This window comes from uncultured Roseobacter sp. (genome assembly GCF_947501835.1).
Classification (GTDB): Bacteria; Pseudomonadota; Alphaproteobacteria; order Rhodobacterales; family Rhodobacteraceae; genus Roseobacter.
The window spans coordinates 112,874-133,192 of the sequence record NZ_CANMXR010000010.1 but is presented as its reverse complement, the minus strand read 5'-3'; the positions used below and the strand labels follow the sequence as shown (position 1 = coordinate 133,192).

The following is a 20,319-nucleotide window of genomic DNA, read 5'->3' as shown; positions in this document are numbered from 1 at the left end:
GCAAGATGCCAACAGAGATACTCATGCCCGCCCTGAGCCCGACCATGGAAGAGGGCACGCTCGCCAAATGGCATGTCAAGGAGGGCGATACCGTCTCCTCCGGCGACATCATGGCCGAAATCGAAACCGACAAGGCGACGATGGAATTCGAGGCCGTGGACGAAGGCACGGTCGGTAAAATTCTTGTCGCTGAAGGCAGCGAAGGGGTGAAAGTGAACACAGCCATCGCGATCCTGCTGGAAGAGGGCGAGAGCGCGGACGACATTGAGAGCACGCCTGCCCCGGCAGCCGCCCCGCAACCCGCTGCGGAAACAGCGGCCGCGCCACCACCAGCACCAGCGCCCTCACCGGCTCCTGCAGCGCCTCAGGCGGCGGATGGGACACGCATATTTGCCTCACCTTTGGCGCGGCGCATTGCGGCAGATAAAGGTGTCGACCTGAGCACTGTGAAAGGCTCCGGCCCCCACGGTCGTATCGTAAAAGCGGACGTGGAAGGCTTAAGTGCTTCCGCCGCGCCAACCGCAGCGACCAAAGCACCTGCTGCCACCGCAGACGCCAAGCCCGCGCTTGCGGCCGGACCAGCAGCAGACGCGGTCATGGCGATGTATGAAGGGCGCGAATACGAAGAGATCAGCCTGAACGGCATGCGTAAAACCATTGCGGCGCGGCTGACCGAAGCCAAGCAATCGATCCCGCACTTCTATTTGCGTCGCGACATTGAACTGGACGCGCTGCTGAAATTCCGGGGCGACTTGAACAAGCAGCTTGAAGACCGTGGTGTGAAGTTGTCGGTGAATGATTTCATCATCAAGGCCTGCGCTTTGGCCCTGCAATCCGTCCCGGACGCAAATGCCGTCTGGGCGGGAGATCGGATGCTCAAGCTGAAACCTTCGGATGTGGCCGTCGCCGTTGCTATCGAAGGTGGCCTTTTCACACCAGTTCTAAAGGACGCGGAGCTGAAATCGCTCTCTGCACTCTCGGCCGAGATGAAAGATCTGGCCGGGCGCGCGAGAGACCGCAAGCTGGCACCACATGAATACCAGGGCGGCAGCTTTGCAATCTCCAATCTCGGGATGTTTGGCATCGACAACTTTGACGCGGTCATCAATCCACCGCATGGCGCTATTCTGGCCGTGGGTGCCGGTGTCAAGAAACCGGTCGTGGGTGCTGATGGCGAATTGGGTGTGGCCACCGTCATGTCGGTTACCCTGTCCGTGGATCACCGCGTGATCGACGGCGCGTTGGGTGCGCAGTTGTTGCAGGCGATCAAGGATAATCTTGAAAACCCGATGACAATGCTGGCCTGATCCAAACACTGGACACAAAAAAAGCCGGAGGCATCGCCTCCGGCTTTTCTGTTTTATAATTTGCTTACGCGTCTGGTCCGAACATGTGGTTCATGGAAATAGACGGTTGATCGCACCCTGCCTCGCCGACAATCCGCGCCGGAATACCCGCAACGGTCTTGCAGGGTGGCACCTCCTCCAGAACAACCGACCCTGCGGCAATGCGGCTGCAATGCCCAACGGTGATGTTGCCCAGGACCTTGGCACCTGCACCAATCAGCACGCCATCGGCGATCTTTGGATGGCGGTCCTCTTCTTCCTTGCCAGTCCCACCCAAAGTCACGGAATGAAGCATGGAAACATTGTCGCCCACCACAGCGGTCTCGCCGATCACAATGGAATGGGCATGATCAATCATGATGCCCTTGCCGATCCTGGCCGCCGGATGGATATCGACGCCAAAGATCTCCGAGACCCGCATCTGCACGAAATAAGCCAGATCGCGGTGACCTTTCTGCCAAAGATGGTGTCCCACGCGGTAGGCCTGCATCGCCTGATAGCCCTTGAAATAGAGAATAGGCTGCAAAAGACGGTGGCATGCAGGATCACGTTCATAGATCGCAACCAGGTCAGCCCGCGCGGCCTGGACCAGACTTACATCCTGCGAGTAGGCCTCTTCGACCATTTCCCGCACAACAACCATCGACATCTCGTTTGACGCAAGCTTTGCCGCAATTCTATACGACAAGGCCTTTTCGATGCTTTTGTGATGCAAGATGCAGGCATGCAGGAAACCGCCCATCAGCGGTTCATCCTGAGTCGCCTGACGCGCCTCGGCGCAAATCTGATCCCACGTCGGATCAACGGAAGAAATGTTTGGTTTTAGCTCAGCCATCGCGATCATCCTTTTGCGAATGCTTTTACTTTATCTAGTATCTAAAAACCAAACGCAAACCTGTGATGGGCTACATTTCGGATGTTGATGAGCGAAAGCCGGCGGAAGAAGCCGCGCAGCTTTCGCTTCGAGCTGAGGGGTCAACGGTGCAAACGAGGACAAAGCGGTTCAATCAGTTAGCCGGTTAAGCATCTGATACAAAATGAAAATACACAATAAAAGGTGGACCAAAATCAACCTCTCAAGCCGCAACTTCCAGTTTACGTGAAAGACCCACGCCATAGACGGCCGAAATCTGCGCCACTTCGATCTCGAAAGGCGTTGCAAGCCCATCTACCATCTGCTGCGTCGCGGGGTACTGCCATGCTGCTTCCGACACGATCTGCTCACGGATGGTTTCCCCGTTTTTAAGAACCCGCACCAGATAGCTTTCGGTCTCCTCCGCAAGCGGCACCTCCGGCACGTCCCAACTATCGCCATCCACACGCGTGCGTCGGATCCAGGATGCAGAGAGATCGCCATTCGCCTCCAGATCCGCGCATAGATGGACAGGCGCATAAGGTCGCTCGCCGTTCCCGTCAAAAGCATAAGTCTGTTGTTCAAAAGATTGATCGTCCACTGGGCGTCGCGCTGGCCCAACGCGATAGGTTTGCGATACCCGACGCAGATTGCGGCTCAGATCGATTTGTTCCGGCAAACCATTGAGAAGCACAAACCATGATCCCGTCGGCCATTGATCCGGCATCAAGCCATCACTGCCCAACTGGCCTCTCAAGCGTGCACTCAAGCGATATGTGTTGGTATCGATGAGTTCCGCTTCACTGAATTGAAAGAGTTCCCAGTTGCCAGGGCTGCCATCGCCGATCGCCGCAAGATTTGCGCCACTCAGCATGGCATTCATCACCACTGAACTCAGGGACCCGCTGATCAGTTTAACCTCCAACGGTGCTCCTTGATCCAAGCGGCCCGCGGGTGCTGCATACATTGGGCTTTGCGTGGTGCCTATGACGGATTTCGCCGCCACCTGACTGATCAACCGAAAATCGCTGTCACTTGGCGACTGATAGACGGCGACTGATCCGGGCCACGGGCTGGCTGTTGCTGCTATGTGCGGTGCATGCGGTACTTCATCCCCGGTAATCAGAGGCAAATCCAGAAACAGGGACGAGACCGGTACCGGCGGCACAAAAGAACGCGGGCTCGGCACGTCATCAATCATCTCGGCAGATGTATAGACATCGGGTTCAATACGAACCGCTTCAACAATCTGAAGCATCCCCTGCTCTACCCGATCAATGCGGTAAAGCGCGCGACCCTCTGTCTGGTCCCCCAACAGTTCGACCACATCACCGGCCCCCATGGTCAAACAAGACGGCGGTAAGGCGAACCTGATCGCTTCACGCGCAACGCGAGCTTCGGTCAGCCAACGTTCCGCAGTCTGCCGCCCTTCACCGCGCGTCAAGGCAATCGGGATTTCCGATGTAGAAACCGAGTGGGTACGTTCATCTGCCAGCACCGCCTCTTCCGCAAGCACATCGAATTCCGCATCCGCCTGCACAAAACGCAGCCTGACACGCCCGGCCATTTCCGCCTGAGCGGACCGGGATTGTTCGACCGATCCGTCCAATTCTTCGCTCAGAGCCAGAACATCACGATCAAGCGTGATCGCGTTTTGTCCTTGCCGCATCTTGAAGCTCAGCAGACCGTCCCGTTCAACAGCATCGAATGAATACCGCAACATAAGCGGCTGCAACGAAGCGCGGGCATCATTGACGTCATTAACCATGTAGCCGCGCACAGTGCCGTAAAGCTGGCTGGTATCGTAATTGGTCAACCCCGCCTTTGTGCAGATTTCTCCCACCACCGAAGCCAGCGAGCGCGCCGATGTTCGACCGTTGATCCAGTGTCCACGAGAGTAGTTCTCGGCATCGCTCCAAAGCCCTGAATTATTCGGGAAATAGGGATAGGGTCGCGCATCCCACGCCCAGACAAAGGCGCGGCTCATGTTCACCATCGGCGCGCCATAACTAGCAGAGACCGGGTTGTTTTCCGCATCACCCCAGAACGAAACCATCGCGCGCAAATACTGCGCTTGAATAAAGTCGTCTCGCGCGCCGTTGGAGTAATTTGGAAGGCTGCTTTCGGAAGACTTCAGATCAAGGAATTTATTCGGCTGGTTTGTGCCCTTGTCGATTGATGCACACCCCATCTCGGTAAACCAAAACGGTTTTGATCCAGGCACCCATTCCGTTGGGTTGGCAGATCTGACACCTCCAATGCGCTCGTGATGCGGATTGGACCACCAGTTTTTAAGGTCCTTATACCGGAAAACCCATGGTTCGTTGTGGGCACCGTCTTCAATCGGGGTACGGATCTGGTTTTCAGCTGCGTCTTCGGAGGCATAAAACCAGTCATATCCCTCACCGCCCGCGATATTGCTCTTCAGGTAGTCGAGGTCATAGATCGATCCGACATCCGCATCCAAATGCGCATCCCCTTCCCGCCAATCGGACATTGGCATGTAGTTGTCGATGCCGATGAAATCGATGTTGGAATCTGCCCAGAGCGGGTCGAGATGAAAGTATCTGTCGTTGGAGCCGTCTTGTGGCTGATACCCAAAATACTCGCTCCAGTCCGCCGCATAGCTGATCTTGGTGCCCGATCCCAGAATTGCACGTACCTGGCCAGCAAGCGCGCGCAACCGCTGCACCGCTACGAAGGTATTCCCGGCGCCCCTGATCTGGGTCAGGCCCCGCATTTCAGAACTGATGCAAAAGGCCTCGACGCCGCCCGCGGCTTTGCACAGCGCTGCATAGTGGAGCACGAAACGGGACAGCGTCCATTCATTTGGACCACTATAATTCACTGAAAATCCTGAGGTCGAAAAATCTGCGGCGGTCGCGCTGCCAAAGAATGCATTCACCTCGGCGTCCGCGGTTGCCGTACCATCGGGCGAGCCGTTAACCCCCGGTGCGACCGACAGCGTAATCCGACCGCGCCAGGGCAGCCGTGGCTGCGTCTCGTCCGGCGCATAGGGGTTGGGCAGCGTGTTCGTGCTCAGCTGATCCATCAGGATGAAGGGATAAAACATCACCTTTTTGCCAGCTGCATTCATCGCTCGGATGGCCTGAACCACAGACAAATCGGTTGGCGTACCGCCATAGATCGGACGTCCGTCGACAGTTGGCATTGCCTGTGCCGCAGCCCGCGTCAGGCCAGAAACCGACCAGGGCATATTCTCCCCATCGAATTGCTTTTTTTCCACTCTGGGACGCACGCGGCAGGACCCACAGCGCAGATCATTGCCGAACCATGAGACAACCAGCGAGACCCCTTCACAATTGGGTAGGTCGTCCACCAGGTTGTCGAGAGACACCTTGAAGTCGGTCTTTTCGTTGGGCGTGTTGACATTGGCGCTCCAACGGCTTCCCGGCCCGCTGGTATAATGCACTGGCGTTGTCGCAAGTGAATACTCGCCCGTGCCGGGGATAAGCGCCACGCTGCGTACTGCGTACGTCAGAGCGAGATCTGCGTCTTCTTCATCCAATTGTTCCGGCCGCGACACTTCGAATGAGAATTGGGGCACGCGGTTGCCAAAGCGTTCCAGCGCAAGGTTTTCAAAGACCACATAGGCCGTACCGCGGTAGGCAGGGGTTGCGCCGGTGCCTTCGATCGCTTCGATCACAGGATCAGGCAATTGGTTCGACGTCCCCTTGTAGACACGCAGGTTCAGATCATCCGGCGCAATTTCTTCGCCGTTGGCCCAAATACGTCCAATCTTGGTGATCTGACCTTCGCAAATCGCAACGGCCAGATTAACAGAATAGGAATAGCTGCGCGTCTGCGTCTGCGGCTGGCTGGGCGCACCTTTACCGCCACCTCCGCCGCCCCCGGAAACGGTCACGGTTTCGGCAAAATCAGACGCCCAGATCACCTGCCCACCAAGGCGCATCCGCCCATAGATCTGTGCCAGTGCCTCACCTTCCCCAACGCTGGAGATCCGAAAACGGTCAACACGTCCGGTTTCGACAACCTCAGAGCCTTGTCCCAGGAGTTTCTGATCAATGACCCGGCCAATTGTTGCGCCAACCGCGCGGCCAATCACCGCCGTGGAAAGCCCTGCAACCGTACCGCCAATGGAGCCGCCAACCGCTGCACCAACTGCAGAAAGAACTATCGTTGCCATCAGCTGGCCTCCTCAGGGAATGTGAACCGCGCCACGATGCGGCGGCGCCACGGAAGGCTCAGCGAGCTTTCGATGACACCGTGGTTTGAATAGGCATGGATAAAACTGGCGTGATCGCCCAGACGTCCGGCAACGCCGAGATGCTTGGCAACCGCGCTGTCGCGCATCCGAAACAGCAGCACATCACCCGCCGCCTCATCCTCCAATGGCTTGGGTTGCAGGTGACGGAGCGCTGCCGTCCACAGCCTTTCCTCGCCCTGGGGTTCCGACCAATCCATCGAATACGCCGGGATTTCCTCAGGCTCGGACCCATGTAGCGTGCGCCAAATGCCGCGCAGCAATCCCAAGCAATCGGTGCCCGCCCCTTTTACCGCAGACTGGTGAACATAGGGTGTCCCAATCCAGTCTCGGGCCTCGGTGACGATCTGCTCCTGCATCGGGGTCATCTGCGGCTCCCGCCCGTATTGGCACCTGTCGATTTCGGCACGGCCAGCATCCAATCTTCCCCGGGAACATCCGGAAATCCTTGGAAATTCAGCAGGTTCGCAAATTTGACCCGGCAGGTTTCGCTGCGTTTGTCACAGCCTGCCGTGAGGCGTACGATTGTTCCTGCCTCCAACGGACTGCGAATGGGCTCCCAGAGTTCGATCACGCGCGTGGAACCTTCATAGCGGTCCTGCTTGACCATGCCCCAAAGGCCCTTTGCGGAACCGGAGAGTACCTCCATGCGTCCCCGCGCGAACCAGCCGTTGTCGAACCCGTCGAAGAAGTCCCAGCGAAAGACCCGCGCCTGCGACACCTGATCGATTGTGAGTTCGATGGAATATTCAGGCGCGGTCAAATCCACGCCGCAGTTCGGATCGCCCAACACGGCGGTGCAGGGTTTTTGATAAACCCGACCCAAGGGACGGTTTAACACCTCCGTCAATCCGCGCAGTTCGGCTTGAAAGCCCCCGTCGGCGCGGCGCAACTCGCCAATTGTACCGCGAAACTGCAGCCACCGCTGACTGACATCTTTCCAGTTCACCAGCCAGGCGCGCACTTCGGCCTCATCAAACCGGCCCTGCTCGATTTCATCTTCGCGGATGGACAGATCGCTCAAAGCGCCAAGCGCTTCGGTGTTGTCAACGGACAGACCTGTGCTCTGCGCCAGGGATACCGCGCTCAGGCCGGTATCGGCCCGAAACGTCACACCCTCAAACGCCAGTTCCCGGTCATGATCGGTAAACCCAAGCACCACACCGTCTTTGCGCGTGATCGCCCAGGCGTGTGCAACCGTGGTCAGCCCGCCCTCAAGATGGGCCTGCAGCCCCGCATCCATTCCCGCCATCAGACCCGCACCTCGACAATCGGCACATTGGGCACTTCGCCCGCCTTGAAACTTGCAATGCTGGTCTGGATTCGGTCGGTATCGAAACGCACCGGCACGTCGAATTCAAACCCCGCGCTCACGGCTTCTCCGACGCCGGGCGCCTGCACAAAAGTGATCTCTCCGCTTGTCAGATCCACCGTGTAGTCGACCGTTTCCTGAAGGGCGACGCCAGCGACGCCGACCTGGATCGTCCCCGAAACGGGTTTGCTGATCGGGCGCACATACTCGTATGTGCCGGACTGATAGGTCTTGATCATCGAGAATGTGGTTTGCACACCGTCTCCCGCACCTATCGTCTGATCAAAGGCGGTGATATCCTGCGAGGGCTTGGAAGACCGATAGTCGGACCAGTCTTTCCACCGGAACGCAAAAAGCTGACCAAACCGCGCCTCAAAAAACGCGATGAGCGTTTCAATGTCGTCGAGTGAACGCATGCCCATGCCGGCGTCATACCGTCTGCGTGAATGCGCCCAAGGCGCGTTACGCTCCTCGTACCCATTGCTGATGGTGACGACATCGGTGCGCCGCTCGGGCCCGCCGACTGAGCCAAAGCTCAATGTGGCCGGAAACCTGACTTCATGGAATTGCATTGCTCTGCTCCCCTCAATTTAGCGATTGCGTTGTCCGCGCCCCAAGGCGCGTGACATCTGGGCCGCGATCTGGCCCTGGCTGCGCTGAAACCCCTGAACGTCCGGGGTGCTGATGTTCATCACAACGGTGCTCCCACCGCCGCCTGCGCCGCGCACGCCCAACTTGCCATCGGGACCCCGTGCAAGCGGCATGATGGCCTCTGGTCCGGCCTCTCCCATGACGCCCATGCCGCCGCGCATCCCAAAAGGTGTCGCCCCGCTGACGATGCCACCGGTTGCAAAGGGCATCACGCGGCCCTGGCTGAAGGGGGCGCCATCGGCAAAAGGCAAAACGCTGCCAATCAGCCCATCAACGCCCTGCGCCAGCAGCCCGCCCACCTGATTGGTCACCGGCGTGATCGCGGCGTTATAGGCGGTGTTTGCCAGGCTCTCGGTGAGCTTCGACAGCGCGTCTGACAGGTTCAACCCATCAAAGACGACCCCGTCGAAAGCACGGCGCAGCCCGCGGCTCAGCCCTTTCTCCAGAACGGCGATATCCCGTCCCGTTGCTTCGAGCGAGGTCTTCATCCGCCGCAGTTCGCTGTCAAAACCAGTCACCAGCACACTGGTCTGTGCCAGCGTGTCGTTCAGGTCATCGGCGCGTTGCTCAAAATCGTCAAAGCCTTCATCCATCATCGCCCTCGTCCTTATTCTCATTATCCGGGTAGGCCGCCATCAGCGCGTCAAGGCCGGTGCTCAGCAGCGGCCCCGTCTTTCCTGGCTCGTCCAGCATCAGTTGAAATTCAGCGGGGGTCAGCGCCCAAAACGCTTCGGGCGACAACCGCAATCCCCGCAACCCGACCTTCATCAGGGCGGGCCAGTCCAACCTGCTCATGCGTCAGGCACCGTGAAGGCCCGCGCCAGCAATTCTGCCGCGGCACGGGCCGCAGCCAACGGCCCGCCTTCGATCTCCGCGTGATAAAGTGCATCGTCGGATATCTCACATTTACCGCCCCGCAGCCCGGCACGCAGCAGCGCCAGAACATCCTGACTGGTGAAACTGCTGCTCTCAAAGCGTTCGACCATCGCCATCAGCGACTGAGACTTCAGCTCAGCCTCCAACTCGGCAATTGCCCCCAGCGTCAACCGCATCACCTGGGTTTCCCCATTGATACGCAAGGCCACATCGCCCCTCCAGGGATTTGCCATGATCAGATCGCCGTGAAGGTCAGCGACCCGGCGCTGGCCAGCGCCAACTCGTAAGTCGCCTCGCCATTGTGGCTGCCGCCGTATTCGATCGACGTCACCTGAAACGGTCCCTCGACAATGCCAAAATCCGGGATCACAACCTGGAAATTCGGCGCTTCACCGTCAAAAAACAGCTGCCGCGCGCGCTCGTCCGTATCCGCGTCGCGGAACACGCCCGAGCCGCTGATCGACACCGACCGCACACCGGCGCCCGACAGCAGCTCGCGCCACCCGCCCTGACTCTCCAGGCTGGTCACATCAATGGTTTCGGCGTTGAAGCTCACCCGCGTGGCGCGCAGACCCGCAAGCGTGGTGAACGAACCACTGTCCGTCATGTCGACCTTGATCAAAAGGTCTTTTCCGTTCTGAGCACCCATGGGTTATCTCCTGTTTGAAATCAAAAAGTTATTCGTCTTCGACCCGCGCGCGAAACCGCATCCGGATCTCGCGACCAGCGTTTTTGTCGATGCGCCGTGCTTCGGCGCGCTGGAACCGCAGATAGACGAGTCGCCCGCGGCTTAACGGCAAATCGGCATCCTGCAACGCGTCTGAAATCGCCCCTGCAACCGCCTTTGCCCCGGCAAAACCGGGTTGCGTGGTGATCACCGAAATATCGATGGTATGCAGCGCCCCATCGCCCGTCTGGTCGGACGCATCACGCGCTTGTTCCCGCCCGAGGCTGACGTAGGTCTCCGGCAGATTCCCGCTCGGCACTGCGTCGTAGACATTGTCCCCAACCAGCGCGGTCAGAGCAGCATCATTGGTGAGGGCATCGAAAATGGCGGCCTGTAGCGCGCCCGACATGGCGTAGCTCATACCGCTGTCTCCTCGGTGGCAAAGCAGGTGATGTAGCGGCCATCCGCATCTTCATCCGCCACAGCTTGAATGACGAAAAACCGAGCACCATCGCGAAACCGCTGTTCCGGTTTTGGGCGGTCAGGCGCGCCATGCGGGGCACCACGCACCATGATCCGGTAGCTCATCGATGAAATCGGCGCGCCCGAGAGCGCGGTTTCGCGCCCGGTGCGCGCTGTGACCTGCGCCCAGAGCGTGCCCAACGCCTGCCAAACCTCGACATAGCCGCCGGCCCCATCGGGGACCTTCTGCGGGTCTTCCAGCACCAACTGCCGGTTCAGGCGGGGCGTTTTCATCGCACCGACCCCGCGCCCAGGCGCAGCACCTTGTAGCGCTCGATCAGGCTGCTGACACCAAAGGGCATGCATCCATCGCTCAGCGAGGTCTCATGCCGGTATTCGTAGTAATGTGCGGCCAGCAGCAGCACGGCCTGACGCAGATCAGCAGGCAAAACATCCCAGGTCGGACCGTAGCCAGCCTCGAATTCCACCACAGCGGACCCACCCTGCGGGATCACCGGCAGGCAGGCGCCAACAGACCGCAGGCGCGGGCGCTGACTGTCGCGTTCCAGCCAATACTGTCCTGCATCAATCTCAACCTGGGTGCCGTCACGCGCCACGGTCGACAATCGCGACAGCGCGGAAATCGGGGCAACCGGCAGAACCTGTGCATCGCGATCGCGCCAGAAGGTCAAAGACCAGCTGAACGGTCGCGTCATCAATACTTTTCCGGTGCGGGCCTCAACAGCGGCCATTGACGCTCGCAAGAACCCGGCCAGCACCTCATCCTGCGCGCTATCCTGACCGAAGCTGGTGCCCAGCCGCAGATGCGCTTTGAATTCATCGACTGGAAGTGCAGCATCCGGCACCGTCGTCTCTTCGATCAACATCATGGAATGTCTCCAAAAAATTGCTCCCCACCTTAAGAGGAACCGGGCGCGCGCCCATCTGTATTGCTCGGTCGGAGGGGAGCAGCTAGACAACACAAACGTTCACGCACGCACCCGGCCCGAAGCCCGGGGTGAAAACCCCCGGCCCCGGTTTCAACACCCCGGTTTAGGAAGTGCCGAATTTCAGCAGTTTGATCGCGGCAAAATCGCTGACATCACCACCCACACGCTTGGTCGCATAGAACAGAACATGCGGCTTGGCGCTGAAAGGGTCGCGCAGAACCCGCAGGTCGGGACGCTCGGCGATGGTGTAGCCGGTTGCGAAGTCGCCAAATGCGATGGCATTGGCGTCGGTGGCCGCATCCGGCATGTCTTCGGCGATCAGCACCGGATAACCCATCAGGCGCGCAGGCTCGGCTGCCGCCAGACCGTCGGACCACAGGAAGCGGCCATCGTTGTCTTTCAGCTTGCGCACAAGACCGGCTGTCTTGGAGTTCATCACGAAGGTCGCGTTGGCGCGGTATTCCGCCCCCAGCGCGTAGACCAGATCGATGATCGCTTCTGCCGATACATCGCCTGCGATACCCGTTGGGACATAACCAAGGTTGCCCCAGGCCCAGACGTCATTGTCGACCGACGCGTGGCTCAGGAAACCCATGGGCTTGTCGGTGCCGTCACCATTCACAAAGGCTGCGGCCTCTGCACGGGCGAACTTGTCGGCAATGCGGCTGGCCAACCACGTCTCGATGTCGAATGCGCTGTCGTCCAGCAGACGCTGGGACGCTTTTGGCAATGCGCTCAATTCGTGCAAACCAATGGTGATGCGGTCAAGCTGCGGCGTGTCAGTTTCAACTGTGGAACCTGTTTCCGTTGCCCAACCGGCGCCCACATCCGTGTGATCGACCAGCACGTCATAGGAGGTCGCTTCCACGTTCACCACGGCGGCGATGGAACGGATCGAGGCGGTCGCATTCAGAACCGATTTCACGGTGTCCGACGTCTGTGGATCCACCAGGTACCCGCCATCGGAATTCACCGCAGTGGAGAGAGACTTCACGTCCATCTCAAGGCCGCGCAGCCCATCGTCATCGCCCGAACGCAGGTAAGCGTTGAACGCCTTCTGGTGTGGTGCGCCAGCATCTGTGGCACCGCCAAGGGGGCTGCGTTGGGGGGTGTGTGTTTTACGGTCCAGCATGGTCAGTCGCTCTTCTGTTTGTTGAAGTTTGGTCTCGATGTCGGTTTGGAAACTCTTGAAATCAGTGACAAAGCCGGTCACGGCCTGTCTGACGTCCTCAGCGGGGGACAAACCTTCCCCGCCCGCCGCCTTTGCTTCGGTCTTGCTCATTGGCAGTTCCTCGATGATGTGATGTTAGGGCCGCATGGAACCTCCCATGCGACCGGGACGACAGGTGCGCGTTAGCGGCGCGCCAGATCAGCGCGCGCGCCTGCAAAGACGGCGGCCATGTCACGCAAATGGCGGTCAAGATCGGTATCCTCCGATTTGCCCGCAACCCGCGCACTGGGAAGCATCGGGAAGGTCACCAGCGACACCTCCCAAAGCTCCAGTTCCTGCAAGAGCCTTTGGCCCTTGGTGTTCTTGGTGGCTTTCTTGGTCCGGTACCCGATCGACAACCCGTCAATCGCGCCCGCTTCGATCAACGCGGCGGCTTCCCGACCCTTGGTGACGCTCTCCAGCAACCGCCCCTTGACCCAGAGACCCCGTGTGTCCTCGCGCACCTCGTCCCAGATCCCGATGGGCTGGGTCGGGTCATGCTGCCACAGCATCTTGACCTTCGTGCCCTTGGCGCTCAGCGCGGCCAGTGACGCGGCATAGGCGCCCGGTTCAACCACATCATTGCCCTGATCAATCGCGCCGAAAAGGCTGGCATAGCCGCTGATCACGCAGCCGTCTTCGACTTCCAGCGCCTCGCCGAAACGGGCGAATTTGCGCTCCAGCCCGGTCTCGATATCCATGGCTTCACTCCTCATTGTTGTTATGTCTCTCTGCGTGCTCATGGCACCGCCACCAGCACCGATTGCAGCGCCTGGCCCAGGATCATCGCGACGATCCCGTAGACGGTAAGCCACAGGCGTTTCTCCAGCCGCTCCATCATCTCCTCGACCCGGTCAAGCCGTCGGATCAGATTGTCGTGCTGGATCTGGGCAACGCGTTCATGCGCCTGCAGGCGCAGGCCCGGGGCACATTCAAACCGCTCCAGGCCGGCATCACTCATCGGGGCTCACCGCGGGCAACCCCAAAAGCGCGCGCTTTTCGGCCTGGGTCAGAAAGTCCGCCCCTGCAACGCGGCTCCACTGGGCGTCCCGCTCGGCGGCCAAGGCGGGCACCTGATCCAGGTCCGGTTTCAGCGCCAGTTGTTCGCCCGTATAGGCCGCGATCCAATTGGACAACGCTGCGGTGACCCGCGTAGCCAGCGGCAATACGGTCAAGCGATAGAATGCCCGATGCGCTTCCTGATAATTGGCATAGGTCGCGTCGCCCTGAATGCCCAACAGCATCGGCGGCACGCCAAAGGCCAGCGCGATCTCTCGCGCCGCGGCTTCCTTGGTTTTCTGAAATTCCATGTCGGAGGGTGAAAAGCCCATGGGCTTCCAGTCCAGCCCGCCTTCGAGCAGCATCGGACGCCCGGCATTGCGCGCCCCCTGATGGTGGCTCTCCATCTCACTGACCAGACGCTCGTACTGATCCGTGTTCATGGAGCCCTGCCCTTCAGCGCCGCGATAGACAATGGCACCCGACGGGCGCGCGGCATTGTCCAGCAGCGCTTTCGACCAGCGGCTTGCTGAATTATGCACGTCCACCGCCATGGCCGCCGCCTGCATCGGGCTGAAACCGTAGTGATCATCCTGCGGATGGAAGCTCTTGATATGGCAGACCGGCGCGACCGGCCCCGTGGCGTCAAAGCGATGCTTGCGCCCGCCGACGGCGTATTCATAGGCGATGGGCCAGCCATCGCTGCCGGGCACCACGCTCATCCGGTCCGACCGCAGCACATGCAACTCCACGGGCAGCGCCGCTTCGCCGGACACGGCTTCGACATATCCGTTGCCGGTGAGCAGCAGCTGTGCATAGAGCGCTTCAAGCAATTCCGCCCGACCCTGCATCGGGTTGGGCCGCGACACCAGATTGATCAGCGAATGGACCTCAAAACGCTGTTCACTGTCCTGCAACACCAGCGGCAAGGCGGCTGCGGCCTCGGCAATCAGTTTGACCGACCGGAACCCCACCGGATTGCCGGAAAAACCCGTGCGCGTCAGCGACACCGCATCCCGCGGGCTCCACGCCACGCGCCCCGAAGATTGGTAGGCCACGACAGGCCCGGTGGCGCTCGCCTTCTGCTCTGGCGCCTCCATCGGCACACCGCGCTTTAGAAAGTCAAAAACCATGTCGTTTGCTCCTCGATTAATCTTCTGAGCGCGTCAAAGCAGCCCGCGCCAGATACACTGCCGCGCGGGTCCGATCCCATCGCCTCGTTTGTCGGTAAGTCCCTCAGCCCGAGTCGCTTAAAGCGAGCGTACCCGGGGTGCCCGCCACGTCGCGGCAGGCTCAATCATCAATTCGTGCAGGGCCCAGACAAGGGCATCGACCCGGTCCGGCGATCCCTTGCCCTCATACCCCTGCAATGTCATGCGGCACATCTGGTCCTCCAGACCATCCAGCCCCGGCATATGGCGCACACGTCCCTGCTCATAGAGCGCCGCGACGGGTTCGGCCCGTGCGACCTTGCCCCGGCTGGCATGCACCCCCTTGTAGGGCACCAGCGGGTCCACCTGGCGCAACACCTCTGCGACCATCTGCCCGCCCTGGTTCACTTCAGCCACCAGACGGTCCGCGCCGTACTGCTCCATCGCTGAGATCGCCGCCTGCGCCCAGCCCGCAGGCGATGCGCCTGCAACCGTACAATCGGCCAGCACCACCGCGCGCCAATCCTGTGGGGCGCCGCCCATTTTGACACCAGCAACGACAATGCCGCATTCGTCAGCGGCAGAGCCGCCTGTGCTCGCGGGGTCAATCGCCACAACGATCCGGTCAAGCTCCGGTGTCTCGCGCACCCGGCAGGCTTCCATTCCTGCGGAGGTCCAAAGCGCGCCCTCTGCGTCTTCCAGCAACACGCCATCCAACTCCTGTCGGCCCAGCCGTGTGCCCTTGTATCTCTCCCGTACCTCTTCCAGAAACGAGGCGGCCAGATTGGCCGCATTGGCTTCGGTCGGCGCCTGCGTGATCACTGTCGAGGGTGACTTGAGCAGGGCTTTCAACACGCCCACATTGCGCGGCGTTGTGGTCACACAGACCTGCGGTTTGTCTCCAAGCCGCAGGGCAAACTGCAACATGTCCCAGGTGTCTTCGGCCTTTTTCCACTTGGCTAGCTCATCCACCCAGGCGGCGTCGAACTGCGGCCCTCTCAAGCCCTCGGGGTCAAAGGCCGAATGCACGGATGCAATCGCGCCATTGGGCCACACGAGCCGCTTTCGCCCAGCTTCCCAGACCGGCCTGCGGTCGGGTGGCGAGCAGGCCAGAATGCCGCTGTCGCCAAAAATCATCACTTCACGCACCTGATCGAAGGTTTCTCCCACCAGGGCCACGCGCCGTGCGCGCCCTTCGTCTGTCGGTCTCGATCCTTCGACCTGTGCGCGCACCCATTCTGCACCTGCGCGGGTCTTCCCCGCCCCGCGCCCGCCCATGATCACCCAGGACCGCCAGTCTCCCTCCGGCGGCAACTGATGCTCCATTGCCCAAAACTCAAACAAATAAGGGAGAGCCAGAAGCTCTCCCTCGTTAAGGTCATTCAGAAATTGTTCCTGTAGGTCGTGTGCAGCGGAGCCGAGCCAGCTTGCACCCGATCGAAGCCCGTGCTCTTTCGAGATCGAGGGCATAGCCCCCGCGGACGATACCTGCGTGTTTGCTGCGGCATTCGACAAGGCGGTTCTCCACTTTCTGGCAAGTCTCCAAGAGCGACACGGCTTGTGTCACGGTCTTGGTGCCCTGCGCTGTCACTGCACCATCAGTTTCGCGGACCCGTTCTTTGAGGTCTTCTAGTTCTTTCCGCAAATCTTTGATGGATCCGATGACCGAATTCAAAAGGTCTTCGGTTTGCGACTCTACGAGCTCTGGGGTGATTAAGGTCATTCAGGTCTCTACCTCTCATGCGCGTAGTCTCCGCACGAGAGAAACGAAAAAACGACCCAACGGGATCACTCCCGGGGTCGCCTGCCCACTTCTTCTAGCATGTCACAAGTTATACGTGTAACCGTTCGCAAAGTCAAGACAATTCCGACCAAGCGAAAATGCTAACCGTACGGTGCCATTAACAAATTCCTAATTCAAGCACACGTTAAACGGTATCTGAAAATACTGCAGGAAAGGTAAAACGCCCGTCTATCATGTGCTAGACCAACGATTGTTCCGGCCTAGTTGTCCGTTGGTTGATTGGCGCGATCCGCCTCAATCTGCCGCCATTTCGCGACGTTCCGATTGTGCTCATCCAGCGTTTCCGCGAAGGCATGGCCGCCCGTGCCATCCGCAACAAAGAACACATAGTTGGTTTCCAGCGGTTGTGCAGCAGCCTCAAGGCTTGCCGTGCCCGGATTGGCAATCGGTGTCGGTGGCAGGCCTTCGATCACATAGGTGTTCCACGGCGTTGCCGCGCGCAGCTCGCTCTGCCGCAACCCGCGCCCCAGCACACCCTGCCCTTTGGTCACGCCATAAATGACCGTCGGGTCGGTTTGCAGCCGCATGCCGCGATTAAGCCGGTTCACGAACACACTGGCCACCTGGCCACGTTCTTCGGCCACACCGGTTTCCTTTTCGATGATCGACGCCAGCACCAGCAGTTCTTCCGGCGTCTGCACCGGCAGACCCTCATCGCGGTTCTGCCAGGCCTCGGCCACCCGCAATTCCTGTGCGCTCTGCATCCGCTCGACAATCGCCGCGCGGTCATCCCCCGGGCGCACCTCATAACTGTCGGGCGCCAACGATCCTTCGGGTGGCAGTTCCGCAACCGACCCTTCCAGCACGTCCATCGATTTCAGGCTCTCGACCACCTGCCAGCTGGTTACGCCTTCCGCCAAGGCGATCCGGAACCGCGTATCCGCTTGTGCCTTCTTCTCCGCGTAGATCTCCGGCGTGTCTTCTTCTGCGGGATTGAAACTCGCGCGCTCTGCAAAGCGGTTTGTCTCCGGGTCCAGCTCACGCACCTGAACGCCCAGGCGGCTGACCCCGATCCGGTAGACCACTTCGGTGCCGCAGGTGCTTGCACCACCACGGGTCACAATATCAACGATCTGCGCCATGGACGCCCCGGGATCAACCAGATAGCTGCCCGCTTTCAACTGGCTGGTTTTTTCGGAATAATCCGCACCCATCCGGAAAATGGTGGAGGAGCTCACCGCGCCCTGCTCTTCCAGATCTACGCTCACGCGGCGCATGTTGGTGCCGCTGGGCACCTGCAGACAAATCGCCTGCTCCAAGGGGCCGGTCGCATCATACTGCCCCTTACCCCACAGGATCACCCCGCCCATCAGGAAGAGCAAAACAATCAGCATTGTCACCGCGTTAGACGCGATATGTCGCCACATCAGCTGGTTTTCCCAAAAATCACACTGGCATTTGTGCCGCCAAAGCCAAAGGAGTTCGACAGCGCCACGTTCACTTCACGTTCGCGCTTGGCATTCGGCGCCAGATCAATGGCCGTTTCCACAGCCGGATTGTCGAGGTTGATCGTCGGCGGCGCCACCTGATCGCGGATCGCAAGGATCGAGAAGATGGCCTCGATCGCCCCGGCAGCACCCAGCAGATGCCCTGTCGCCGATTTGGTCGATGACATGGTGACCTTGCTGGCATGATCGCCCATCAGGCGCTCCACCGCACCCAGTTCAATCGTATCCGCCATCGTCGATGTACCATGCGCGTTGATGTAATCCACGTCGCTGGGCTCTAGACCCGCGTTGCGCAGCGCATTGCGCATCGCGCGCTCACCGCCCTCGCCGTCCTCTGAGGGGGCCGTGATGTGATAGGCATCGCCCGACAGACCGTAGCCCAATACTTCGGCATAGATCTTTGCACCACGTGCCTTGGCGTGTTCATATTCCTCGAGCACCACAATCCCGGCGCCTTCGCCCATGACAAAGCCATCGCGGTCCTCATCATAGGGACGGCTGGCTTTTTGCGGGTCATCGCCGCGTTTGGTGCTCAACGCCTTGCAGGCATTGAACCCGGCAATACCGATCTCGCAGATCGCCGCTTCCGCCCCGCCCGCGATCATCACATCCGCGTCGCCAAAGGCAATCAACCGGCTGGCATCGCCAATCGCATGCGCACCGGTCGAGCAGGCCGTCACCACCGAATGGTTCGGCCCCTTGAAGCCGTATTTGATCGAGACCTGACCCGAGATCAGGTTGATCAGCGCCCCCGGCACAAAGAACGGCGAGACCCGGCGCGGGCCTTTTTCATTCATCATGATTGCGGTGTTCGCAATGGAGTTCAGCCCGCCGATGCCGGACCCGATCAGAACGCCGGTGCGCTCAAGGCTTGTCCTATCTTCCGGCTGCCAGCCCGCGTCTTCCACGGCCTGTTGCGCGGCGGCCAGACCAAAGAGGATAAAGGTATCCACCTTGCGCTGATCTTTCGGCGCCATGTAGGTGTCTGCGTTGAACGTGCCGTCCGACCCATCGCCCAGCGGCACTTCGCAGGCGTATTGCGTGACCAGCTTGCTGGGGTCGAACCCCGTGATCGGACCCGCTCCCGACTGACCGTCGAGAATCCGAGACCAGCTCGCCTCAACCCCATCTGCCAGCGGTGTAACCAGGCCCAGACCTGTGACAACTACTCTGCGCATCGCAATGCCCCTTCCAATTCCGTTCCCCCCCATACAGCGTTGCGCGGTTTTTGTGCAAGAGCACACCGTCTTGTCATGGTCATGCCGTTGCTATTGCGGAGGGCCTTTGCGCACCATTAGACGTGCGGCACTTCCTTCATATTCCGTATCGCGCAGAAGCTCATAGCCGACGGCTTCCGCAATGCGCAACGATGCTTCGTGTTCCGGCGCGATCATGCAGACCAGCTGCCCCGTTACCACGCGGTCAAACCAGTCATGGGCTGTGCGCACTGCCTCGATGCCGAAACCCTGCCCGTGCGCCTCGGGCGCCAGCACCCAGCCGGCCTCGGGATAGGCATCAAAATCCTCGCCCAGGTCCCGCTTGGCATAGAAAAACCCGACCTGCCCCGACATGTCAGGCTCCCGGTGGCGGTGAATCGCCCATTGGCCGAACCCGGTGATCTGCCAGTGCCCCGCATGCCGCAGGAAGGCCGCCCAGGCCTTGCTGCGCGGCCAGGGCGCGCCATTGATGTGCTCGACAACTTCCGGCATCGCCCAGATCTCGGCAAACCGGTTGAAATCCTCTGCCCGCATGCCGCGCAGGGTCAATCGTGACGTGTTGATCGTCGGTATGGTGCGCGACATTTCGCTGCCTCTGCTCTGAAGATGGGGCTTTGCGCCCTCTGGCCAAAGAATTGCGCAACTCCGGCACGCAATTCAACCCCTGAGCGAAGTCCGGACAGCAAAAAGCGCCTTTCCTCGCGGAAAGACGCCTTTGATTTAGCAGAACCGGGCCAAACCCGGCGGCTGTCAGGAGGCTTCGGTAATGAACTTTACCGCGTCGCCAAACGTCTGAATGGTTTCGGCTGCATCATCGGGGATTTCGATGCCGAATTCTTCTTCGAAGGCCATCACCAGCTCAACGGTGTCAAGGCTGTCTGCGCCAAGGTCGTCGATGAACGAAGCATTCTCAGCCACTTTGTCCTCTTCCACACCCAGGTGCTCCACAACGATTTTCTTAACGCGATCTGCGATGTCGCTCATAATAGTCCCTCATTCGTTCGGGCCAAACTGGCCCCTTTCGGTTGCCCCCCGCCTCGGCTCTGTCGAGGTCGGAAAACGTTTGCCCCAAAAGGGGCGGCTCTGTCCGGTCAGGCGCAAAAACCATCGCGCTGTCTCAGACGGGT

The 20,319-nt window shown here is 60.0% G+C and carries 23 protein-coding genes; 1 reads left to right on the top strand and 22 read right to left on the bottom strand.

What is annotated here, in order from left to right:
- Positions 1 to 5 precede the first annotated feature (5 nt).
- The gene (locus Q1A20_RS19785; protein ID WP_299408978.1) at positions 6 to 1,307 is read left to right on the top strand and encodes a pyruvate dehydrogenase complex dihydrolipoamide acetyltransferase; all 1,302 of its coding nucleotides are present in this window, start codon (positions 6 to 8) and stop codon (positions 1,305 to 1,307) included.
- A gap of 64 nt (positions 1,308 to 1,371) precedes the next feature.
- Here Q1A20_RS19785 and cysE read toward each other — a convergent pair whose 3' ends face one another.
- From cysE to Q1A20_RS19675, 22 genes are all read right to left on the bottom strand, one after another.
- Complete coding sequence (cysE, locus tag Q1A20_RS19780; RefSeq protein ID WP_299408976.1) at positions 1,372 to 2,181, bottom strand: serine O-acetyltransferase; 810 nt, start codon at positions 2,179 to 2,181, stop codon at positions 1,372 to 1,374.
- A gap of 241 nt (positions 2,182 to 2,422) precedes the next feature.
- A complete protein-coding gene (locus Q1A20_RS19775; RefSeq protein ID WP_299408974.1) occupies positions 2,423 to 6,367 on the bottom strand; it encodes a glycoside hydrolase TIM-barrel-like domain-containing protein in 3,945 nt (1,314 codons plus the stop codon).
- On the bottom strand, positions 6,367 to 6,813 hold the full coding sequence (locus tag Q1A20_RS19770; protein WP_299408971.1) for a peptidase: 447 nt from the start codon (positions 6,811 to 6,813) through the stop codon (positions 6,367 to 6,369). Before Q1A20_RS19770 ends, Q1A20_RS19775 begins: the two co-directional genes overlap by 1 nt.
- Positions 6,810 to 7,697 (bottom strand): DUF2163 domain-containing protein, encoded by an 888-nt coding sequence (locus tag Q1A20_RS19765; RefSeq protein ID WP_299408969.1) that lies wholly within the window; start codon positions 7,695 to 7,697, stop codon positions 6,810 to 6,812. The genes Q1A20_RS19770 and Q1A20_RS19765 overlap by 4 nt, the downstream gene beginning before the upstream one ends.
- A complete protein-coding gene (locus Q1A20_RS19760; RefSeq protein ID WP_299408966.1) occupies positions 7,697 to 8,329 on the bottom strand; it encodes a DUF2460 domain-containing protein in 633 nt (210 codons plus the stop codon). The genes Q1A20_RS19765 and Q1A20_RS19760 overlap by 1 nt, the downstream gene beginning before the upstream one ends.
- A gap of 18 nt (positions 8,330 to 8,347) precedes the next feature.
- A complete protein-coding gene (locus Q1A20_RS19755) occupies positions 8,348 to 9,004 on the bottom strand; it encodes a phage tail tape measure protein (protein ID WP_299408964.1) in 657 nt (218 codons plus the stop codon).
- Positions 8,994 to 9,203 carry a rcc01693 family protein gene (locus tag Q1A20_RS19750; RefSeq protein WP_298971460.1) on the bottom strand — a complete coding sequence of 70 codons (210 nt, stop codon included), beginning with the start codon at positions 9,201 to 9,203 and terminating at the stop codon, positions 8,994 to 8,996. The genes Q1A20_RS19755 and Q1A20_RS19750 overlap by 11 nt, the downstream gene beginning before the upstream one ends.
- Entirely contained in the window at positions 9,200 to 9,517 is a 318-nt protein-coding gene (locus Q1A20_RS19745) for a gene transfer agent family protein (protein ID WP_299408961.1), read from the bottom strand. The genes Q1A20_RS19750 and Q1A20_RS19745 overlap by 4 nt, the downstream gene beginning before the upstream one ends.
- Positions 9,518 to 9,519: 2 nt before the next feature.
- Positions 9,520 to 9,933, bottom strand: a complete 414-nt coding sequence (locus Q1A20_RS19740) for a phage major tail protein, TP901-1 family (RefSeq protein ID WP_298971458.1) — start codon at positions 9,931 to 9,933, stop codon at positions 9,520 to 9,522.
- Positions 9,934 to 9,961: 28 nt separating this feature from the next.
- Positions 9,962 to 10,372 carry a DUF3168 domain-containing protein gene (locus tag Q1A20_RS19735; protein WP_298971456.1) on the bottom strand — a complete coding sequence of 137 codons (411 nt, stop codon included), beginning with the start codon at positions 10,370 to 10,372 and terminating at the stop codon, positions 9,962 to 9,964.
- Positions 10,369 to 10,707 carry a head-tail adaptor protein gene (locus Q1A20_RS19730; RefSeq protein ID WP_298971452.1) on the bottom strand — a complete coding sequence of 113 codons (339 nt, stop codon included), beginning with the start codon at positions 10,705 to 10,707 and terminating at the stop codon, positions 10,369 to 10,371. Before Q1A20_RS19730 ends, Q1A20_RS19735 begins: the two co-directional genes overlap by 4 nt.
- Entirely contained in the window at positions 10,704 to 11,303 is a 600-nt protein-coding gene (locus Q1A20_RS19725) for a head-tail connector protein (protein WP_299408956.1), read from the bottom strand. The genes Q1A20_RS19730 and Q1A20_RS19725 overlap by 4 nt, the downstream gene beginning before the upstream one ends.
- A gap of 163 nt (positions 11,304 to 11,466) precedes the next feature.
- Positions 11,467 to 12,645 carry a phage major capsid protein gene (locus Q1A20_RS19720; RefSeq protein ID WP_299408954.1) on the bottom strand — a complete coding sequence of 393 codons (1,179 nt, stop codon included), beginning with the start codon at positions 12,643 to 12,645 and terminating at the stop codon, positions 11,467 to 11,469.
- Between the two features lie 71 nt (positions 12,646 to 12,716).
- Positions 12,717 to 13,274 carry an HK97 family phage prohead protease gene (locus Q1A20_RS19715; RefSeq protein WP_299408951.1) on the bottom strand — a complete coding sequence of 186 codons (558 nt, stop codon included), beginning with the start codon at positions 13,272 to 13,274 and terminating at the stop codon, positions 12,717 to 12,719.
- A 38-nt stretch (positions 13,275 to 13,312) separates the two neighbouring features.
- Positions 13,313 to 13,534 carry a hypothetical protein gene (locus Q1A20_RS19710; protein WP_298971444.1) on the bottom strand — a complete coding sequence of 74 codons (222 nt, stop codon included), beginning with the start codon at positions 13,532 to 13,534 and terminating at the stop codon, positions 13,313 to 13,315.
- A complete protein-coding gene (locus Q1A20_RS19705) occupies positions 13,527 to 14,705 on the bottom strand; it encodes a phage portal protein (protein WP_299408948.1) in 1,179 nt (392 codons plus the stop codon). Before Q1A20_RS19705 ends, Q1A20_RS19710 begins: the two co-directional genes overlap by 8 nt.
- A 117-nt stretch (positions 14,706 to 14,822) precedes the next feature.
- Positions 14,823 to 16,049: a terminase family protein gene (locus tag Q1A20_RS19700; RefSeq protein ID WP_299408945.1), complete on the bottom strand. Its 1,227-nt coding sequence runs from the start codon at positions 16,047 to 16,049 to the stop codon at positions 14,823 to 14,825.
- 52 nt (positions 16,050 to 16,101) lie between these two features.
- Positions 16,102 to 16,446, bottom strand: a complete 345-nt coding sequence (locus Q1A20_RS19695) for a hypothetical protein (RefSeq protein WP_298971439.1) — start codon at positions 16,444 to 16,446, stop codon at positions 16,102 to 16,104.
- Positions 16,447 to 16,727: 281 nt separating this feature from the next.
- Positions 16,728 to 17,894 (bottom strand): endolytic transglycosylase MltG, encoded by a 1,167-nt coding sequence (gene mltG, locus Q1A20_RS19690; RefSeq protein WP_299408941.1) that lies wholly within the window; start codon positions 17,892 to 17,894, stop codon positions 16,728 to 16,730.
- Positions 17,894 to 19,153 (bottom strand): beta-ketoacyl-ACP synthase II, encoded by a 1,260-nt coding sequence (fabF, locus tag Q1A20_RS19685; RefSeq protein WP_299408938.1) that lies wholly within the window; start codon positions 19,151 to 19,153, stop codon positions 17,894 to 17,896. The genes mltG and fabF overlap by 1 nt, the downstream gene beginning before the upstream one ends.
- 90 nt (positions 19,154 to 19,243) lie before the next feature.
- Complete coding sequence (locus Q1A20_RS19680) at positions 19,244 to 19,777, bottom strand: GNAT family N-acetyltransferase (protein WP_299918276.1); 534 nt, start codon at positions 19,775 to 19,777, stop codon at positions 19,244 to 19,246.
- A gap of 165 nt (positions 19,778 to 19,942) precedes the next feature.
- Positions 19,943 to 20,176, bottom strand: coding sequence for an acyl carrier protein (locus Q1A20_RS19675; protein ID WP_035247318.1), 234 nt, complete (start codon positions 20,174 to 20,176; stop codon positions 19,943 to 19,945).
- Between the last annotated feature and the right edge of the window lie 143 nt (positions 20,177 to 20,319).

Coding starts and splice junctions, on each gene's coding strand:
- Q1A20_RS19740 (WP_298971458.1), bottom strand. CDS start 9,933: ATGGGTGCTCAGAACGGAAAAGACCTTTTGATCAAGGTCGACATGACG.
- Q1A20_RS19775 (WP_299408974.1), bottom strand. CDS start 6,367: ATGGCAACGATAGTTCTTTCTGCAGTTGGTGCAGCGGTTGGCGGCTCC.
- Q1A20_RS19715 (WP_299408951.1), bottom strand. CDS start 13,274: ATGGATATCGAGACCGGGCTGGAGCGCAAATTCGCCCGTTTCGGCGAG.
- Q1A20_RS19755 (WP_299408964.1), bottom strand. CDS start 9,004: ATGATGGATGAAGGCTTTGACGATTTTGAGCAACGCGCCGATGACCTG.
- Q1A20_RS19750 (WP_298971460.1), bottom strand. CDS start 9,203: ATGAGCAGGTTGGACTGGCCCGCCCTGATGAAGGTCGGGTTGCGGGGA.
- Q1A20_RS19705 (WP_299408948.1), bottom strand. CDS start 14,705: ATGGTTTTTGACTTTCTAAAGCGCGGTGTGCCGATGGAGGCGCCAGAG.
- Q1A20_RS19710 (WP_298971444.1), bottom strand. CDS start 13,534: ATGAGTGATGCCGGCCTGGAGCGGTTTGAATGTGCCCCGGGCCTGCGC.
- Q1A20_RS19760 (WP_299408966.1), bottom strand. CDS start 8,329: ATGCAATTCCATGAAGTCAGGTTTCCGGCCACATTGAGCTTTGGCTCA.
- Q1A20_RS19745 (WP_299408961.1), bottom strand. CDS start 9,517: ATGGCAAATCCCTGGAGGGGCGATGTGGCCTTGCGTATCAATGGGGAA.
- Q1A20_RS19695 (WP_298971439.1), bottom strand. CDS start 16,446: ATGACCTTAATCACCCCAGAGCTCGTAGAGTCGCAAACCGAAGACCTT.
- Q1A20_RS19765 (WP_299408969.1), bottom strand. CDS start 7,697: ATGGCGGGAATGGATGCGGGGCTGCAGGCCCATCTTGAGGGCGGGCTG.
- Q1A20_RS19730 (WP_298971452.1), bottom strand. CDS start 10,707: ATGAAAACGCCCCGCCTGAACCGGCAGTTGGTGCTGGAAGACCCGCAG.
- Q1A20_RS19680 (WP_299918276.1), bottom strand. CDS start 19,777: ATGTCGCGCACCATACCGACGATCAACACGTCACGATTGACCCTGCGC.
- Q1A20_RS19700 (WP_299408945.1), bottom strand. CDS start 16,049: ATGGAGCATCAGTTGCCGCCGGAGGGAGACTGGCGGTCCTGGGTGATC.
- mltG (WP_299408941.1), bottom strand. CDS start 17,894: ATGTGGCGACATATCGCGTCTAACGCGGTGACAATGCTGATTGTTTTG.
- Q1A20_RS19770 (WP_299408971.1), bottom strand. CDS start 6,813: ATGACCCCGATGCAGGAGCAGATCGTCACCGAGGCCCGAGACTGGATT.
- Q1A20_RS19725 (WP_299408956.1), bottom strand. CDS start 11,303: ATGATGTTGATCGAAGAGACGACGGTGCCGGATGCTGCACTTCCAGTC.
- Q1A20_RS19735 (WP_298971456.1), bottom strand. CDS start 10,372: ATGAGCTACGCCATGTCGGGCGCGCTACAGGCCGCCATTTTCGATGCC.
- cysE (WP_299408976.1), bottom strand. CDS start 2,181: ATGGCTGAGCTAAAACCAAACATTTCTTCCGTTGATCCGACGTGGGAT.
- Q1A20_RS19720 (WP_299408954.1), bottom strand. CDS start 12,645: ATGAGCAAGACCGAAGCAAAGGCGGCGGGCGGGGAAGGTTTGTCCCCC.
- Q1A20_RS19785 (WP_299408978.1), top strand. CDS start 6: ATGCCAACAGAGATACTCATGCCCGCCCTGAGCCCGACCATGGAAGAG.
- fabF (WP_299408938.1), bottom strand. CDS start 19,153: ATGCGCAGAGTAGTTGTCACAGGTCTGGGCCTGGTTACACCGCTGGCA.
- Q1A20_RS19675 (WP_035247318.1), bottom strand. CDS start 20,176: ATGAGCGACATCGCAGATCGCGTTAAGAAAATCGTTGTGGAGCACCTG.